This is a genomic window from Streptomyces sp. UNOC14_S4, assembly GCF_020740835.1.
Classification (GTDB): domain Bacteria; phylum Actinomycetota; class Actinomycetes; order Streptomycetales; family Streptomycetaceae; genus Streptomyces.
Genome location: NZ_JAINFC010000110.1, coordinates 1 through 17,875, shown reverse-complemented (window position 1 = coordinate 17,875; position 17,875 = coordinate 1). Strand labels below are relative to the sequence as shown.

Annotated in this window: 13 protein-coding genes; 9 read left to right on the top strand and 4 right to left on the bottom strand. The window is 73.1% G+C overall.

What is annotated here, in order from left to right:
* Window positions 1–54: 54 nt before the first annotated feature.
* The 4 genes from K6I34_RS12940 to K6I34_RS12925 all read left to right on the top strand — a co-directional run bounded on the left by K6I34_RS12940 (window position 55) and on the right by K6I34_RS12925 (window position 6,008).
* Complete coding sequence (locus K6I34_RS12940) at window positions 55–714, top strand: response regulator transcription factor (protein WP_121796927.1); 660 nt, start codon at window positions 55–57, stop codon at window positions 712–714.
* A gap of 224 nt (window positions 715–938) precedes the next feature.
* A complete protein-coding gene (locus K6I34_RS12935) occupies window positions 939–2,216 on the top strand; it encodes a ribonuclease D (protein ID WP_229325474.1) in 1,278 nt (425 codons plus the stop codon).
* Between the two features lie 448 nt (window positions 2,217–2,664).
* On the top strand, window positions 2,665–3,882 hold the full coding sequence (locus tag K6I34_RS12930) for an acetyl-CoA C-acyltransferase (protein ID WP_229325472.1): 1,218 nt from the start codon (window positions 2,665–2,667) through the stop codon (window positions 3,880–3,882).
* On the top strand, window positions 3,879–6,008 hold the full coding sequence (locus K6I34_RS12925) for a 3-hydroxyacyl-CoA dehydrogenase NAD-binding domain-containing protein (RefSeq protein WP_229325470.1): 2,130 nt from the start codon (window positions 3,879–3,881) through the stop codon (window positions 6,006–6,008). Before K6I34_RS12930 ends, K6I34_RS12925 begins: the two co-directional genes overlap by 4 nt.
* Before the next feature lie 280 nt (window positions 6,009–6,288).
* Here K6I34_RS12925 and K6I34_RS12920 read toward each other — a convergent pair whose 3' ends face one another.
* Window positions 6,289–7,314: a hypothetical protein gene (locus K6I34_RS12920; RefSeq protein ID WP_229325468.1), complete on the bottom strand. Its 1,026-nt coding sequence runs from the start codon at window positions 7,312–7,314 to the stop codon at window positions 6,289–6,291.
* 186 nt (window positions 7,315–7,500) lie between these two features.
* On the opposite strand from K6I34_RS12920, the gene K6I34_RS12915 reads away from it, so the two are divergent.
* From K6I34_RS12915 to K6I34_RS12900, 4 genes are read left to right on the top strand one after another with little or no spacing between them, the layout of a single operon-like run.
* Window positions 7,501–9,726 carry a HAMP domain-containing protein gene (locus K6I34_RS12915; protein ID WP_229325466.1) on the top strand — a complete coding sequence of 742 codons (2,226 nt, stop codon included), beginning with the start codon at window positions 7,501–7,503 and terminating at the stop codon, window positions 9,724–9,726.
* A gap of 5 nt (window positions 9,727–9,731) precedes the next feature.
* Window positions 9,732–11,093, top strand: a complete 1,362-nt coding sequence (gene pgsB / locus K6I34_RS12910) for a poly-gamma-glutamate synthase PgsB (protein ID WP_229325464.1) — start codon at window positions 9,732–9,734, stop codon at window positions 11,091–11,093.
* Entirely contained in the window at window positions 11,090–11,572 is a 483-nt protein-coding gene (locus K6I34_RS12905; protein ID WP_229325462.1) for a poly-gamma-glutamate biosynthesis protein PgsC/CapC, read from the top strand. The genes pgsB and K6I34_RS12905 overlap by 4 nt, the downstream gene beginning before the upstream one ends.
* A 26-nt stretch (window positions 11,573–11,598) precedes the next feature.
* A complete protein-coding gene (locus tag K6I34_RS12900) occupies window positions 11,599–12,690 on the top strand; it encodes a C40 family peptidase (protein WP_229325460.1) in 1,092 nt (363 codons plus the stop codon).
* Between the two features lie 261 nt (window positions 12,691–12,951).
* Here K6I34_RS12900 and K6I34_RS12895 read toward each other — a convergent pair whose 3' ends face one another.
* Window positions 12,952–14,046 carry a hypothetical protein gene (locus K6I34_RS12895; RefSeq protein WP_229325458.1) on the bottom strand — a complete coding sequence of 365 codons (1,095 nt, stop codon included), beginning with the start codon at window positions 14,044–14,046 and terminating at the stop codon, window positions 12,952–12,954.
* A 131-nt stretch (window positions 14,047–14,177) separates the two neighbouring features.
* On the opposite strand from K6I34_RS12895, the gene K6I34_RS12890 reads away from it, so the two are divergent.
* A complete protein-coding gene (locus K6I34_RS12890; protein ID WP_229325475.1) occupies window positions 14,178–14,576 on the top strand; it encodes an NTP pyrophosphohydrolase in 399 nt (132 codons plus the stop codon).
* On the opposite strand, the gene K6I34_RS12885 is transcribed toward K6I34_RS12890, so the two are convergent.
* Together K6I34_RS12885 and K6I34_RS12880 are read right to left on the bottom strand one after the other, a co-directional pair.
* On the bottom strand, window positions 14,548–16,095 hold the full coding sequence (locus K6I34_RS12885) for a glycosyltransferase family 39 protein (protein ID WP_229325456.1): 1,548 nt from the start codon (window positions 16,093–16,095) through the stop codon (window positions 14,548–14,550). The two genes, K6I34_RS12890 and K6I34_RS12885, sit on opposite strands and share 29 nt — an antisense overlap.
* Window positions 16,092–17,579: an amino acid permease gene (locus tag K6I34_RS12880; RefSeq protein WP_229325454.1), complete on the bottom strand. Its 1,488-nt coding sequence runs from the start codon at window positions 17,577–17,579 to the stop codon at window positions 16,092–16,094. Before K6I34_RS12880 ends, K6I34_RS12885 begins: the two co-directional genes overlap by 4 nt.
* Between the last annotated feature and the right edge of the window lie 296 nt (window positions 17,580–17,875).

The window sequence follows — 17,875 nt, the reverse complement described above, 5'->3', positions numbered from 1 at the left end:
GCTTACCCCCCTACGCCAGGCACCCGTGCCCGCCACTCCCCCTCTGGAGGCTTGGTGTCCGTTCTCCTCGAGCAACCTGCGAGCCTCGCCTACCGTCCGAACAAACCGACTGCCATGGTCGTCGTCGCCGACCCCCGCGTCCGCTCCACCGTCACCCGCCACCTGTGGGCGCTGGGGGTGAGAGACGTGATCGAGGCGTCGTCCATCGCGGAGGCCCGCCCCCGTGTCGGCAACCCGCGCGACATCTGTGTGGCCGACGTCCACCTCCCCGACGGCTCCGGGCTCACCCTCCTGTCCGAGACCCGTGCCGCGGGCTGGCCCAACGGGCTGGCCCTCTCCGCCGCCGACGACATCGGCGCCGTGCGCAACGCCCTCGCGGGCGGCGTCAAGGGCTACGTCGTCACCGGCACCCGCACCAACCTGGGGCTGCCCGGCCGCCCCGGCGCCGCGCCGATCGGCTCCGCCGCGGCCCGGATGCACCGCCGCCCGCCCGGCGCCCCCGGTCACCCGGGCGGCTACCGCGAGCTGTCCGGCCGTGAGGTCGAGGTGCTGCGGCTGGTCGCGGAGGGCCAGTCCAACAAGGCCATCGGCGTCTCGATGGGGCTGTCCGCCCTCACCGTCAAGAGCCACCTCGCGCGGATCGCCCGCAAGCTCGGCACGGGCGACCGGGCCGGCATGGTCGCGGTGGCCCTGCGCACGGGCATCATCCACTGAGACGGCCGAGTCGGCTGAGACGACCGGCTCAACCGACTCGACCGACTCGACCGGCTCAACCCGTCTCGACCGAGCCCGTCGAGACCGCCGGGACCGCCCTGCCACCCCGCCGCCCCCGCACCTGCCCCTTCACACCGCCGTTCCGGGCGACCGGAACCGGCACCGCGCCCGCCGGGAGGACGTACCGACGGCGGGCGCTTGCCATACACAGATACCCTTGACCGGTGACCGACGCCCAAGAGACCGCAGCAGACACGACACTGCGAACCCCCGGGGGCGCTCCCCCGGACGACGTCGATTCGGCGCCGATCCCCTTGCTGGAACCACGCGAAGGCATCCCGCCGGTCGTCGCTGACAACGATGCCCTGGCCGCCGTTGTCGCGGCGTTCGCCGCGGGCACCGGGCCCGTCGCCGTCGACGCGGAGCGCGCCTCCGGCTACCGCTACGGCCAGCGCGCCTACCTCGTGCAGCTGCGCCGCGAGGGCGCGGGCTCCACGCTGATCGACCCGGTCGGCTGCCCCGACCTGACCGCGCTCGGCGACGCCATCGGCGACGCCGAGTGGGTCCTGCACGCCGCCACGCAGGACCTGCCGTGCCTGCGCGAGATAGGAATGACGCCGTCGCGGCTCTTCGACACGGAGCTGGCGGGACGGCTCGCGGGGTTCGCCCGGGTGGGGCTCGGTGCCATGGTCGAGAACGTCCTCGGCTACGCCCTGGAGAAGGGCCACTCCGCCGTCGACTGGTCCACCCGCCCGCTGCCCGAGCCCTGGCTGCGCTACGCCGCGCTCGACGTGGAGTTGCTCGTCGACCTGCGCGACGCGCTGGAGGAGGAGCTCGACCGGCAGGGCAAGCTGGAGTGGGCCCGCGAGGAGTTCGCGGCCATCGCCGCGGCACCGCCACCGCCGCCGCGCAAGGACCCCTGGCGGCGCACGTCCGGCATGCACAAGGTGCGGCGGCGCAGGCAGATGGCCGTCGTCCGCGAGCTGTGGACCGCGCGCGACCAGATCGCGCAGCGGCGCGACGTCTCGCCGGGCAAGGTGCTCGGCGATGCCGCGATCGTCGAGGCCGCGCTGAACATGCCGCCGAACGCGCACGCGCTCGCCGCGCTGCCGGGGTTCGGGCACCGCATGAGCCGCAAGCAGCTGGAGCAGTGGCAGGCGGCGGTGGACCGCGCCCGCGCGATCCCGGAGGCGGAGCTGCCGCAGCCGGGCCAGCCGCTGACCGGACCGCCGCCGCCGCGCGCGTGGGCCGACAAGGACCCCGCGGCCGCGGCCCGTCTCACCGCGGCCCGCACGGCGGTCTCGGAGCTGGCCGAACGCCTCACCATGCCGCAGGAGAACCTGATCACGCCGGACACGGTGCGGCGGCTGTGCTGGGAGCCGCCGAAGTCCGTGACGGCGGAGTCGGTGGCGGAGATCCTGACCGCGCACGGTGCGCGTAGGTGGCAGGTCGAGCAGGTGACGCCGTCGCTGGTCGACGCCCTCAAGGCGGCGACCTCGTGAGGTGACCGGGGGCTGCGCCCCCGGACCCCCGCTGTCGTGGTGCGGCCCGGTGGTCCGGTTGTGCCCACCCGTTCCGCCCTGCGGAACGCCTGCCCACAACCGGAGGTAGGAGGTAAGGGGGCGCCCCGTCAGGGGCGCGGGGAACTGCGCGACCAGCCCCCACCGGACCCGCAGCCGCGCGCGCAGCGCAAGAGACACCCCGGTAGGCGCCGCGCAGCGGACCCGCAGCCGCGCGCGGCTCAAGACGCACCCCGGTAGGCGCGGGGGCCTGGGGGCGAAGCCTCCAGGAATGACCCCTTCCGCGGTTCCCCGATGTGACGTGCGCCGCGCAGCGAAGGGGCTGGGCAGGTTGGTTACCCGCAAGTAGCATGACGGTATGAGTCCGCGTCGCGGCGGAGCCGTATCGGCATGCCCGCGCGCAGCGATCCGCACCTGGAGGAGAGCCAACGTGCCTCGTACCGCTAGGGACGTCGTTTTCGTCGACGGCGTCCGCACCCCGTTCGGCAAGGCGGGCCCGAAGGGCATCTACCACGAGACCCGCGCCGACGACCTCGTCATCAAGTGCATCCGTGAGCTGCTGCGCCGGAACCCGAACCTGGACCCTGCCAAGATCGACGAGGTCGCCATCGCCGCGACCACCCAGATCGGCGACCAGGGTCTGACCCTGGGCCGTACGGCCGGCATGCTCGCGGGCCTGCCCCAGACCGTGCCCGGCATGTCCATCGACCGCATGTGCGCCGGTGCCATGACCGCCGTGACGACCGTCGCCGGCGGCGTCGCCTTCGGCGCGTACGACATCGCCCTCGCGGGCGGCGTCGAGCACATGGGCCGCCACCCGATGGGCGAGGGCGTCGACCCCAACCCGCGCTTCCTCTCGGAGAAGCTGGTCGACGAGTCCGCCCTCGTCATGGGCATGACGGCGGAGAACCTGCACGACCGCTACCCGCACCTCACCAAGGAGCGGGCGGACGCCTACGCGGTCCGCAGCCAGGAGAAGGCCGCCAAGGCCTACGCCGACGGCAAGATCCAGGCCGACCTCGTGCCGATCTCCGTGCGCCGCACCACCCCCGAGGGCGGGGAGCTGGGCTGGGGCCTGGTCACGGCCGACGAGCCGATGCGCCCGGGCACCACGATGGAGGGCCTGGCGGGCCTCAAGACGCCGTTCCGCCCGCACGGCCGGGTCACCCCGGGCAACGCCTCGGGCCTCAACGACGGCGCCACCGCCTCGCTGATCGCCGCCGAGGACGTCGCGCGCGAGCTGGGCCTGCCGGTCCGGATGCGTCTCGTGTCGTACTCCTTCGTGGGCGTCGAGCCGGAGGTCATGGGCTACGGCCCGATCCCCGCGACCGAGAAGGCCCTCGCCAAGGCGGGCCTGACGATCGACGACATCGGCCTGTTCGAGCTCAACGAGGCCTACGCCGTGCAGGTGCTCGCGCTCCTGGACCACTACGGCATCGCCGACGACGACCCGCGCGTCAACCAGTACGGCGGCGCCATCGCGTTCGGCCACCCGCTGGCCTCGTCCGGCGTGCGTCTGATGACCCAGCTGGCCCGCCAGTTCGAGGAGCAGCCGCACGTCCGCTACGGCCTCACCTCGATGTGTGTCGGCCTCGGCATGGGCGGCACGGTCATCTGGGAGAACCCGCACTTCGAGGGGGACAAGTGAGCAGCACCACCGAGCTTCTGAAGGGCGCCGCGGAGCTCTTCCCCGACGAGGTCGTGACCCAGGCGCACGTGCGCCACTTCGACCTCCCCCTCGGTGCCGGGCGCTTCGCGCTCATCACCCTGGACAACGGCCTGGACCACACCAAGCCGACCACCTTCGGCCCGCAGTCGCTGGCCAACCTCGACGCCGCGCTCGACCAGGTCGAGGCGGAGGCGAAGGACGGGCAGATCACGGGCGCCGGCATCACCGGCAAGCCGTTCATCTTCGCCGTCGGCGCCGACCTCAAGGGCGTCGAGCTGCTGGGGCGCCACGAGGATGCGGTGGCCATCGGCAAGGGCGGCCACGACGTCTTCAAGCGGCTGTCCTCGCTCGCGGTCCCGACGTTCGCGTACTACAACGGCGCGGCGATGGGCGGCGGTGTCGAGGTCGGTCTGCACTGCACCTACCGCACCGTCTCCAAGGCCATCCCGGCCTTCTCGCTCCCCGAGGTCTTCCTAGGCCTCGTCCCGGGCTGGGGTGGCTGCACGCTGCTGCCGAACCTCATCGGCCCGGAGCGCGCGATCTCGGTCATCATCGAGAACTCGCTCAGCCAGAACCGGCAGCTGAAGGGCAAGCAGGTCTTCGAGCTCGGCATCGCCGACGCGATCTTCGAGGGCGCCGACTTCCTGGAGCAGTCGCTGCTGTGGACCGCGTCCGTCCTCAAGGGCGAGACCGAGGTCCCCCGCACGGAGCCGGACCGCGGTGACGCCTGGGACCACGCCGTGGCGAAGGGCCGTGCCCTCGCGGACTCCAAGGTGCACGGCGCGGCCCCGGCCGCGTACCGCGCGCTGGACATCATCGCCGCGGCCAAGAACGGCGACCTGCGCCAGGGCTTCGACGCCGAGACCGAGGCCCTCGCCGACCTCATCATGGGCGGCGAGCTGCGCAGCGGCATCTACGCCTTCAACCTGGTGCAGAAGCGCGGCAAGCGCCCGGTGGGCGCGCCCGACAGGTCGCTGGCCCGCCCGGTCACCAAGGTGGGCGTCGTCGGCGCCGGCCTGATGGCCTCTCAGCTCGCGCTGCTCTTCGCGCGCCGCCTGGAGGTGCCGGTCGTGCTGACCGACATCGACCAGGAGCGGATCGACAAGGGCGTGGGCTACGTCCACGGCGAGATCGACAAGCTGCTCGCCAAGGGCCGCATCAACGCGGACAAGGCGAACCGCCTGAAGGCCGCGGTCACGGGCTCCCTCGACAAGGCCGCCGCCTTCGGCGACGCGGACTTCGTCATCGAGGCCGTGTTCGAGGAGATGGGCGTCAAGCAGCAGGTGTTCGCCGAGGTCGAGGCGGTCGTCCCGGCCCACACGATCCTGGCGACCAACACCTCCTCGCTGTCGGTCACCGAGATGGCGTCGAAGCTGAAGAACCCCGAGCGGGTCGTCGGCTTCCACTTCTTCAACCCGGTCGCGGTCCTGCCGCTGCTGGAGATCGTGCGCGGCGAGGCCACCGACGACGCGTCGCTGGCCACCGCGTTCGGGGTCGCGAAGAAGCTGAAGAAGACCGCGGTGCTGGTGAAGGACGCCCCGGCGTTCGTCGTCAACCGCATCCTCACCCGCTTCATGGGCGAGATCCAGAACGTCATCGACGAGGGCACGCCGGTCGAGACGGCCGAGAAGGCCGTCGAGCCGCTGGGTCTGCCGATGTCGCCGCTGGTGCTGCTGGAGCTGGTGGGTCCGGCGATCGGTCTGCATGTCTCCGAGACGCTGGCCGGTGCCTTCCCCGACCGCTTCAAGGTGTCGCCGAACCTGGCCGCCGTGGTCAAGGCGGGCAAGCGCGGCTTCTACGTCTACGACTCCGGCAAGCCGGAGCTGGATCCCGAGGTGGCGGCCCTCCTGGTGCAGGGCGACTCCGTCCTGACGGAGGAGCAGGTGCGCGAGCGGGTCCTGGGCGCCGTCGCGCAGGAGATCGGCCTGATGCTGGACGAGGGTGTCGTGGCTGAGGCGCAGGACATCGACCTGTGCCTGATCACGGGCGCGGGCTGGCCCTTCCACCTGGGCGGCATCACGCCGTACCTGGACCGGGCGGGCGTCTCCGAGCGGGTGAACGGCCGCCGTTTCCTGGCAGAGGGTGTCGCCAGCGTCCCGGCGTAAGCCTGGCGGCTGACGCCGGGTCATACGGCCTGCGGCCGCGCGGTACGGTTCGCCGTACCGCGCGGCCGTCGCGTTTCGCGCCCCGTAAGGGGCGCGGGGAACTGCGCGATCAGCCCCCACCGGCCCGCGGTCGCCGATGTACATGTTCGACCGAGCTCTTGGGCGTGGGGCGCCTACGAGCTCGGTCCGTATCCAACCGGGCGGCTGCGGACCGTCCATGGTTGCTCGCGCAGTTCCCCGCGCCCCTGACGGGGCGCAGCCCAAAACGCGGGGCGCAGCCCTAGCCACGGGGTGCGGCCCACTCGCGCGTGACGACCGTCAGCGCGCGTACGGCCTCCGCGACCCGCCCGTCGTCCAGCCGTACGCTCCGGCTGTGCTCGACATGGAGGAACGGCACGGCGGCCGACGCCGCGTGGTCGCCCTCCACGTTCGTGCGGCCCTCGAGGCGGCCGCAGTACCGCTCCCACACCTCGCACACGCGCAAGGACTCCGAGCGGAGCGCTCCGGCCAGGCGGCGCGCCGCGCCGAGGCCGGCGTCGCCCTTGCCCGTGGAGACGACGACGTCCTCGTCGGGAAGGCTGCTGTCGGCGAAGCCGTGGACCTGGACGGCCGGGAGGCCGCGGTCGGCGAGCGCGGCGGAGACCGCGGCGAAGACGGAGTCGCGCCGGTGGGCGACGTCCGCGGGGTCGGTGCCCGAGCGGTCACCGGACACCGCCGCGTTGCGGTGCGCGCCCGCCAGGACGAGCACCCCGCCGGGCGTTCCGCGCAGCAGGCCGATACCGAGCTGTTCGGTGCGCTGGTCGGCGGTGGGGTGCGGCACCTGCACCTGCCAGCGGGCCGGTCCGCGCAGGTCCACGTAGACGCGGCCCCAGCCGCGCCGGGCCTCGCCGTCGGCGGTGGCGTCGGCGATCTCGGCGACGTGCCGCCCGCTGCTGCCGTTGCCGTTGCCGTTGCCGCTGTCGCTGTCGCTGTCGACGAGCTCCCGTACGGCGTACCCCGCCCTGGCCAGCAGCCGGCCCGCGGCCGCGCGGTCGCCGTCGAGCAGGGCGCGGACGCCGTCCGCGACGGCGCGGCGGTCGCGTTCCGCGGGGACGCGGTAGGTGCCCTCCTGGGTGATGCCGTCGGTGAAGTCCGTGATGTGCTCACGGAGGTCGACCGGTTGCCCGGCGCCGGGCGCGCCGTCCCGGTGGGCGTCGCCGCCGCGGCCGTCGGCGGGGCGCGAGCAACCGGTGAGTACGGCGGCCACGGCCGCGCCCGCGAGCACCGCGGACAGCGCGCACCGCGCGGTCACCGACGTGAGCCTCATGTCGCAGAAGTACCTTTGTTCGTGATGCGCTGACGCACCCCCAATCCTATGCCCCACCATAGGATTTTGCTCTTCTTTTAATCCTTGCTTAGGATTCAACCACTCCCCCCAACCCGCATCTGCGGCAGACACGTCACGGTATTCCGTCGTCCCGGCATGCCCGCGCCGCGACCGAAAGGAACGCCGTTGTCCGCTCCGCGCGGTCCGCGTCGGCGCAAGCTCCGCCGACGCGCCGACATGCCCCTCCTGGGCGGTGCCCGGCCTCCGATCGCCGCGCTGCTCGCGCTGTTGCTCGCGGTGGCCGGGGCGACGGCCCTGGTGCTGGGGGACCGTGACCGGACAGCCGTCGACAAGGCCGTGCTGACCTCGCAGCAGCGGGTCGCGGAGGACGGCGCGCTGACGCTGCGGGCCTCCCTGGACGAGAGCGTCACCGACCTCAAGCGCGCCGCCGCCCTCTTCACCGGGCCCGAGGCCGTCCCCGCGGACACCGTCCTGGACAAGCTCGGCAAGGTCTACAACAAGTGGCGCGGCACCGCCGTCATCGACCCCGCGAGCGGCACCCTGCTCGCCGCGCGCGGCGAGACCATCCCGCTGGCCACCGTCCTCACCGGCCACGACGACAGCAAGGGCGACAAGGACGACCAGGGTGGCAAGGGCCAGGACCTGACGCCCCAGCTGGTGAAGCTGCCGTCCGGCGACACCCGGATGCTCGTCACGGCCGCCCTGCGCGGCGGCGCGGGCGACGACCGGCCCCGGTTGCTCGTCGCCTCCGGCACCCTCAACGTGCCGGGCATCTCCGCCGGCGAGAACCGCTCCCTGCTCGTCGTCGACTCCGCGGGCACGGTCCTGGCCAAGGACGGCCCGGCGGTCCACCGCACGGCGTGGGCCAAGCGTGCCGCCAGGACCGCCGCCGACGCGTCCGGCAGAACGCCCGAGCCCGGCGGCCACCCCGGGGCCAGCGGGTACCTGACCGGCGGCACGGACAAGCGCCGTACGGCCGTCGGTTACGCGGCGGCGGGCCGCGCGCCCGGAGAGAACAGCCCCGCGGGCGCGCTCGGCCTCTCGGTCGTCACCTCGGTCAAGGTCACCGAGGACCCCTCGGCCGTCCGCACGCAGGCGTTCGGTCTGGTGGCCGCGGCCGTGCTGCTGGTGCTCGCCGTGCTCGTGACGTGGGTGCTGCTGCGTACGGTCCAGCGGCCGCTGATCCAGCTGTACCTGGAGAGCCGCCGCGTCAGCCGCGGTGAACTCGACCGGCCCGTGCCTCGGCTCCGCAGCCGGGAGGCCGCCCGGATCGGCGCCGCCCTGGAGAGCCTGCGCAAGCAGCTGCTCGGCGGCCGTCCCACCCGTACAGGCCGCGCCCGCGGCCGCTTCGGCGCCCGCGGCACGGTCGTCGTCTGCGGCGTGGTCCTGCTCGCGTGGGCCGCCCCGCTCCTGCTGCTGCTCAACCGCGCGGGCAGCGGCGTCACCGTCCCGAAACAGCTCGTCGAGGACCAGCGGCGGCGCACGGACACGGCCGCCGACCGGGTCCGCAAGGCGCTCAACGAGGGCTGGGCCGATGTGGCCTCGGTCGCCCAGACCGTCGCCACGGACGGGGCGAAGGACAGCGCCAGGGGCGGCGCGGAGAAGGCCGTCCTGGAGACCACCCTGCGCGAGCATCCCCGCTACCGCTCCGTGTACGTCCTCGACGGCGACGGCAAGGTGCTCTCCCGCGCCGGTGCCGCGCCCCGCCACCCCTCGGGGAAGGGCCCGCGCGAGGACTCGGTCGCCCAGCTCAACACGTCGGGCAAGGAACCCGTCGTCGCCGCGTACGCGGCCGTGCCGGGCGGCGGGGGCCGCACGGTGGTCGGCGAGTACGACCCGCAGTTCCTGATCTCGATGGTCACCCGGCCCGGCCTCGGGCAGGTCTGGCTGGTCGACGGCAAGCACCGGATCGTCGCCGCCGACCGGCCGCACGGCTTCCGAGCCTTCGCCAAGCTGCCCGGAAGCCATCTGAACGACCTGGCCGCGAAGTCCCGCAAGGACAGCGACGGCAAGGCCGTGCTGCACCGCGCGGAAGGCTCGGCCACGCTCGCCGCCGCCGCGCCCTTCACCGGGGGCGGCGCGGTCAAGGGGCTGGACTGGCAGGTCGTCAGCGAGCAGCCCGCGGCCTGGCTCGACCTGCCCGAGTACGCCGCCCAGCGGCACACCATGCTCGCCGGTCTGCTCGGTGTGACCGCCGCCGTGGCCTGCCTCGGCTGGCTGCACATCGTCGTCGTCCGCCCGCTGCGCGCCCTCGCCGGCAAGGCCGAGGCGCTGGCCGCGGGCGACCGGAAGACCGTGCTCTTCCCGCAGCACCACGACGAGGCGGGCGCGGTCGTCCGCCACCTCGAACTGATCCGCCAGCAGCTGGCGCGCCCCTCCGGAAGGACCTGACGGCCGTGCTCTTCCTCTACACGGTGCTGGTGGTCTGCTGTGCCATCGTGCTGATCGCCGGTGTCGTCGAGCAGCGCCGTCACTTCGCGAATCTCGACCTCATACCCACCCGGGTGCTCATCAACGGCATCCGCGGCAAGAGCTCCATCACCCGGCTGTGCGCGGGCGCGCTGCGCGGCGGCGGGCTGACCACGGTCGCCAAGACGACCGGGACGGCGGCCCGCTTCATCCACCCGGACGCCACCGAGGAGCCCGTCCACCGCAAGTTCGGCATCGCCAACGTCGTCGAGCAGATCGGCATCGTGCGGCGCGCCGCCGCGTACCGCCCGCACGCCCTGGTGATCGAGTGCATGGCCGTGATGCCCGCGCTGCAGGAGGTCAACCAGACCAAGCTGATCCGCTCCACGATCGGCGTGCTGTGCAACGTGCGCGAGGACCACCTGGCCGAGATGGGCCCGACCCTCGACGACGTCGCGCGGTCGCTCAGCCGCTCCATGCCGCACGGCGGCATCTGCGTGACCGCCGAGCGCGACCGGCTGCACATCCTGAAGGAGGAGGCCGCGAAGCGCGACTGCCGCCTCGTCGCCGTCGACCCGGAGTCGGTCACGGACGACGAACTGCGCGGCTTCAGCTGGTTCACGTTCAAGGAGAACGTCGCCATCGCGCTCGCCGTCGCCGAACTCCTCGGCATCGACCGGGCCACCGCTCTCCAGGGCATGTACGACGCGCCGCCGGACCCCGGCGTGCTGTCGGTGGAGCGCTACCGCACCCCGGCGGGCCTGCCCTTCCGGTTCGCCAACATCTTCGCCGCCAACGACCCCGAGTCGACGCTGATGAACGTCGAGCAGCTGCTGAGCCTCGGCGCGATCGAACGGCCTCTGCACGTGCTGATCAACTGCCGTCCGGACCGCGTCGAGCGCAACGGGCAGATGGGCGAGCTGATCCCGCGCCTGGCCCCGGACTCGGTGTTCCTCATCGGCCACCCGACCAGGAGCGCCCACGACGCCGTCCCCGCCGAGTGGCGCTCCCGCGTCGTCGACCTCGGCGGCGACCGCCGCGACGCCGCCGAACTGGAACGCGAGATCCTCGGCCGGCTCGGGCCGGGCGCCTCGCTCGTGGCCATCGGCAACATCCACGGCCAGGGCGAACTGCTGCTGGAGCGCCTGGCCGAGCTCCCGGCCGACAGCGGGCCGCAGGCGTCATACGGGCAGGCGCCGTACGGGCAGCCCTCGTCCGCACAGGATCGGTACGAGCAGATCCCGTACCAGCAGGATCCGTACCAGCAGGATCCGTACGGGCAAGCCGCGTACGCCCCCTACGACCCGCAGGCCCCGCACACCCCGCCCTTCACAGGAGACTTCCGTTGATCCCCGCCGTCCTCACCCCGGAGATCGCCGCCATCGGGATCGCGCTGGGCCTGCTGTTCTCCCTGGTCTGCTACCTGACCACGAACCTCTCCCCCGGCGGCATGATCACGCCCGGCTGGCTGGCGCTCACCCTCGTCGAGGACCTCCAGCGGGCGGCCATGGTGGTCGGCATCACCGTACTGACGTACCTGTGCACGCTGCTCCTCCAGCGCTACGTGATCCTCTACGGCAAGCGGTTGTTCGCCGCGGTCGTGCTCACCGGCGTGGTGCTCCAGGCGACCCTCCACATCATCCTCCAGCAGCAGTTCCCGCTGATGTACGCGAACCAGACGCTCGGCTTCATCGTGCCCGGCCTGATCGCCTATCAGCTGGTGCGCCAGCCGAAGGGCGCGACGCTGCTGGCCACCTGCACGGTGTCGCTCGCCAACTACGTCGTCCTCACCGCCGGGATCCTGCTCGGCTTCATGCCCACCGCCTGACCCGACCGACCCCAGGGAGCGCTCCGATGTCCCCCACGTCGCAGGACCGGAACCGGAAGAAGAAGGGCCCGGGCCGCCGCCGCGCGGTCAACACGCTCGTCGTGCTCGGCCTGCTCGGCACCAGCGCGTACCTGACCGTGGAACTCCGCGACCGGCAGCGCACGGACACCGCGCCGCCCGTACGCGCCGTCGCGGGCAACGCGCCCGCCATCGGCAACAAGGCGGGTACCGGCGAGCGCCGCTACGAGCGGCTCGCCAACCCGGCCCGGACGGTCGTGCGCGGCCCGGACGGCGGGGTGCTGGCCACCTTCAGCGACGGCGCCCGCACCGCGGTCCTCACCGGCCCCAGCCGTACCTTCGCCGAGCCCAAGTACACCTCGGCGAAGGTGACCACGGACAGCTGGGTACGGCTGCTGCCGCAGCCCTGGACCGAGGGCGCGGAGAAGACCGCCTGGTTCACCGAATGGTTCGGGAAATTCCTCGGCAGCAGGGAACCGGACATCTTCGCCTTCTCCATGGAATACCTGGAAGGGGCACCCGCGAAGAAGGACGCCCAGGGCATTCAGTACGCGGGCGACGCGCAGTTCGGCCCGCTCAATCCGAACGGCTCGGAAGCGGGTGATCTCCGACTCGAGCAGTCGGATTTCTACGACTATCTGGGTATTCCCTATACGTTTCGCGACGGCACGGTGGAACACCCCGAGGCGGCGCGGCTGCGTTCGATGGACTGCTCGGGCTTCGTCCGCACGGTCTTCGGCTACCGGGCGCGCTACCCCCTGCTGGGCAAGGACGTGAAGGGCGACGGTCTGCCGCGCACGGCGAACGGCATGGCCCGCTTCTCCCCCGGCGTCCCGGTCCTGGAGCTCACGGGCGGGCGCCCGGCGGCCACGGACCGGCTGCAACCGGGTGACCTGGTCTTCTTCGACATCGACAAGCGCACCGGCGACCGTCTCGACCACGTCGGCATCTACCTGGGCCTGGACACCGACGGCAAGCCCCGCTTCATCTCCAGCCGCGAGGAGGCCAACGGCCCCACGTTCGGTGACAAGGGCGGGACGGCGCGGCTGGACGGGAGCGGGTTCTATTCGACGGGGTTGCGCAGCGCGAAGCGCTTGTGACCACCGGGGCGGGGTTGCCCTCCGGGGGCTCCGCCCCCGGGCCCCCGGGGCCTACTGGGGTGCCTCTTGCGCTCGGCGCGCGGCTGCGGGTCGTGTGTAGCTGGTCGCGCAGTTCCCCGCGCCCCTGACGGGGCGCGGTCGCCCGTATGCCCCTCCCCCTGGTTGTGGGCAGGCGTTCCGCACGGCGGAACGGGTGGGCACAACCGGACCACCGGCCGCAACCGACCACCGCGGGGGTCCGGGGGCGGAGCCCCCGGCCGGTCAGACGCGCTGCCAGTCGCCCAGAGACAGGCCCGGTTCCGCCAGGTTCTGGCGGGCGACGCGGAGGTGGCCGTCCGCGCCGAGTACCGCCACCGTCACGCGGCCCGCCGCGTCGACGGCCAGCGCCGGGGCGCCGGCGAAGTCCTCGCCGGTCTCCTCCCACTGGCCGCCCACCGCCTCGTCCCCGCTGGGGAAGACGGCCAGTGCGGGCCGCCCGGTGGAGGACCGCTGCGCGAGCACGGTGCAGTCGTGTCCGTCGATGACGGTGCGCAGGGCGGCCACGGGCCCGGTGCCGGGCGCGCACAGGGAGGCGACGGAGGGCTCTTCGTCGTCATCGGGGCCGGAGGCGCCGACCGGCGGTACCAGCGTGTGCAGCGCCGGATCCGCCGCCTCGCGCCAGAAGTGGGTGACGCGGTCGTCGCCGGTCGCCGCGGACGACGCCGTGCACTCGGCCGGCTTCGCCGGGACGTTGCGGATCCGCTGCAGCGCGCCGCCCGGCTCGTCCTGCCGCCAGCGGAGGAGGAACTCGTTCGCGGGGGCGAGGAGTTCGAGGCGCCCGGCGGCGGTGACGGCCGCGGACATGCCGTCGAGGACGTGGCTGCCCTTCAGGTCCGTCCAGGGGCCCCAGATGCCGCGCGGGTCCATGTGGCGGCCGCACACCCCGCCACCGGCGTTGCGTACGAAGACGTGGAGGCCGGTCGCGTCCACGGCGGCCGTGGGGGCGCCGATCTGTGCCGCCCGGTCCCAGTCCTGCCCGTGGGGCGTGCCGATGGAACGCCAGTTGGTCGGCGGACGGCCCGACTGGAGCTGTGTGGCATAGACCACCTCGGTCGCGATCCAGTCGCCCGCCTCGCTGGGGACGGTGCGCTGCCGCACGCCCACCAGGTAGACGTAGTCGAGGTCGTTCCGCGCTATGGACAGGTGCGGTTCGAGACCGGGCGATTCGAGCAGTTCGGGGCCGGTCCAGTCGGGGCCGCCGGGCCGGGTCTCGGTCCAGCGCGCGACGCCGCCCTCGGCGGGCGCGTAGGCCGTGAGCCGGCCGTCCCTGCCCCGCAGTAGCCAGCCGGTTACCGGGGTGGCGGTACGCACTGCCATGACTCGCTGCCAGCCTTTCTCGCGCCGAGGTATCCATTGCGCACAGCGCGGACCCCTATTTGTCGACCCCCGACAATAACACCGTGGGTGCCCGCGAATTCCGCGCGGAATTCCCGTGGGAGGCTGTCGCCATGACTGCTCTCCTCGTCGTGGACGGCGCGAATGTCGTCGGTTCCGTGCCCGACGGCTGGTGGCGCGACCGCCCCGCGGCGGCGCGGAAGCTGCGCGACCGGCTCGTCGCGTACGGCGCGCCCGGGGGCGCGACCCTGCCGCCGGGCGCCGTCGAGCCGCCCCTGGACGGCCCGCCCGAGGTCGTCCTGGTGGTGGAGGGCGCGGCCCGGGACGTCGAGTCGGTGCCGGGGGTGCGGGTGGTCCCCGCGGAGGGCAGCGGCGACGACAAGATCGTCGAGTTGGTGGCGGACCGCGGGCCGGAGCGGCGCTGCGTCGTCGTCACGGCGGACCGGGAGCTGCGCGGGCGCGTCACGGCGCTGGGCGCGGAGGTCACGGGGCCGCGCGCGGTACGTCCGTAGGACCGTGGGAGGGCATATGGGCGTGGGCGGCCGGTGCGTAGAGGATCGCGCCGTCGGCCGTGCCCACCTGCTCGTACGACCGGTCGAGGACGGCCCGCAGGGACGGCAGCCGGGACGGCCCGTACGGCTTGCCGCGTGAGTCGTCGACGATGAGCGCGGGCGGGCGGCGGGCCAGTTCGCGCCGGAAGGCGGGCCACGCGCCCGGCACGCCGTACGCCTCGCCGACGTGCGAAGGGCCGCGCCCGCCGCTGTAGTTGGTCAGCAGCCCGGCGGTGAGGAAACGCCCGGCGGGCGGCCGGTCGGCGAGCCAGTACGTCTCGGGGTGCATGCCCCACAGCAGGACGCGGCCCGCGGGCGGGGTGCGCTCGCGGACCGCGCGGACCACCGTCAGCGTGTGCGGCAGGTCGGGCGGCAGGTCGGTGAGGCCCCAGCCGAGGAAGAACGCGCAGGACAGCGCCGACAGCGTGAGCGACGTGCCGGTGAGCAGCCGGCTGCCCGGAGCCGCCAGCGCCGCCGTGGCGAGCAGGACGAGCGGCGGCGTCAGCTGGAGGTAGTAGTGGCCGAAGAAGTGGAAGCCGGTGGCCACGGCCGCGGCCGACGCGGCGAGCCACAGCCACAGCTCGGCGGGCGCGGCGCCGCGGCGCGCCACGAGCAGGTGGCAGACGGGCAGGAGCAGCCCGGCGCAGCCCGTCGCGAAGATGCCCGTGCCGGACAGGGCCCGGTCGACGGCGAGGGACACGGCGCCCGCCGCCGAGGCGTAGCCGGCCGATCCGGTCACGGACCAGAAGAGCAGCCGGGCGGGCCCGGTGGCGAGGGCGACTGCGGCGACGGGCAGCAGCACCCCGCCGGCCAGCGCCGTCGCGGCCGCGACCCGGCGGGGCGCGGTCCGCAGCAGCAGGAGGAGGACGGGTGCCAGGACCGCCGCCCCGGTCTGCTTGGTGAGCACGGCCGCGGCGACGGCGAGCCCCGCGGCACCCCAGCGGCCCCGGTCCGCGCACCACACGGCGGCCACGGTGCCCGGCACCATGAACACCTCGAACGCGGCGGCCTGGGCGTCGTCGGGGGCGAGCGCGACGGACGCGAGCAGCTGGAGGACCCCCGCCGTACGACCCGCGCGGGCGCCCCAGCGGCGGCGGGCGTACGAGGCCAGCAGGACGGCCGTCAGCAGCTGAGCGAGGACGGCGAGGGCCTTGACCGGCAGCAGCGTCCGGTCGCCGAAGAGCGCGAAGGACAGTTCGTACAGCCAGGGCAGCACCGGCGGCTTGCGGTCGACGACGGTGCGGTAGAGGACGGCGCCGTGGGCGAGCATCCGCGCCTCGGTGGCGAGGAAGCCCTCGTCCGGGTTCCACAAAGGGTGCAGGAAGGACGGCAGCCGGGTCAGGACGGCGAGAGCGGCGAGCCCGGGCAGCAGGCGCGGCCAGAAGGTGTCCCGGGGCCCGGCCGGAACGGTCGTGGTGACCGGCGGACGGTGGTGCCGGGCGGGCACGTGCTCCGGGTCCGCCCGGCAGAGGTCCGTCACGGTACGCGGCTGTGGCTGCGCCCGTAGACGAAGTAGACGACGAAACCGAGGACCATCCAGCCCGCGAACCGCAGCCAGGTCTCGGCGGTCAGGTTGAGCATGAGCCACAGCGAGGCCAGGACGGAGAGGCCGGGCACCACCGGGACGAACGGGGTGCGGAAGGCGCGGTGCAGGTCGGGCCGGGTACGGCGGAGGATGATCACGCCGAGGGCGACGACGACGAAGGCGAACAGCGTGCCGATGTTGACGAGCTCGGCCAGGACGTCGATCGAGGTGAATCCCGCGAGGACGGCGACGACGGCGCCGAGCAGGATCGTGGAGCGGTAGGGCGTGCCGTACCGGGGGTGCACCCGCGAGAAGATCCTCGGCAGCAGCCCGTCCCGGCTCATCGCGAAGAACACACGGCTCTGCCCGAGCAGCAGGATCATGCAGACGGTGGTGAGACCGACGGCCGCGCCGAAGCTGATCAGCCCCGCCCAGAAGGGGTGTCCGGTGGCCTTGAAGGCATCGGCGAGCGGCGCGTCGACGGAGAGCTCGCTGTAGCGCTGCATGCCGGTGACGACGACGGACACGGCCACGTAGAGGACCGTGCAGATGGCGAGCGAGCCGAGGATGCCGCGGGGCACGTCGCGCTGCGGGTGGCGGGTCTCCTCGGCCGTGGTGGCGACGATGTCGAAGCCGATGAACGCGAAGAAGACGACGGCGGCCGCCGCGAAGATGCCCATCACGCCGAAGTTCGACGGCGAGAAGCCGAACATCAGCTGGAACAACGGCGCCTTGATGTCGCTGCCCGCCTTGGTGCTCACGGACGGCGGGATGAACGGGTGGTAGTTGGAGGAGGTGATGAAGCACGCCCCCACGATGATCACGATCAGGACGACGGTGACCTTCACGGCGACCACGACGGCCGTCACGCGTGACGACAGCTTCATCCCGAGGACGAGGATCGAGGTGAGGACCAGCACGAGCGCGCACGCGAGGATGTCGAAGCCGAAGCGCCCGTTGTGCGTGCCCGAGAGGCCGACCGGCAGATGCCAGCCCGCGTTGTCCAGCAGCGAGCGGATGTAGCCGGACCAGCCGACCGCGACGACCGCGCAGCCCAGCGCCAGCTCCAGGATCAGGTCCCAGCCGATGATCCACGCGGGCAGCTCGCCGAGTGAGGCGTACGAGAAGGTGTACGCGGACCCGGCGACCGGGACGGTCGAGGCGAACTCGGCGTAGCAGAGCGCGGCGAGCGCGCACACCACACCGGCGAGCACGAACGCGATGGCCACGGAGGGGCCCGCGTTCTCCTTGGCGACCTTGCCGGTGAGGACGAAGATGCCGGTGCCGATGACGACACCGACGCCGAAGACGGTGAGGTCGAGGGCGGTGAGGGACTTCTTGAGGACGTGCTCCGGTTCCTCGGTGTCCTGGATGCACCGCTCCACCGTTTTGGTCCGGAAAACGCTGCGCCTGCTCTTGAGGGGTTGCTCCGTGCTCATCGGCCCACCTCCTGCTCGACCCGTCGCTCACCGTTGAGTGGAACTGAGCGAGTGTCCGCGATGCTCGGCCCCACGGCGTGGTGGGACCGGCCGTCGGGCGCAGGATTCACCCGATGGGAGGAGGATTCCCTCCGGGGGTTAGGCGGATAGGGGGGAGCGCGCCCCATCAGGGGCGCGGGGAACTGCGCGACAAGCCGAAGACGACCCGCAGCCGCCCACCGGACTCAGGTGGCAGCCCGGTGGGCGCGACGGGCCACCGACCCGCAGCCGCGCACCGAGCTCACGAGGCAGCCCGG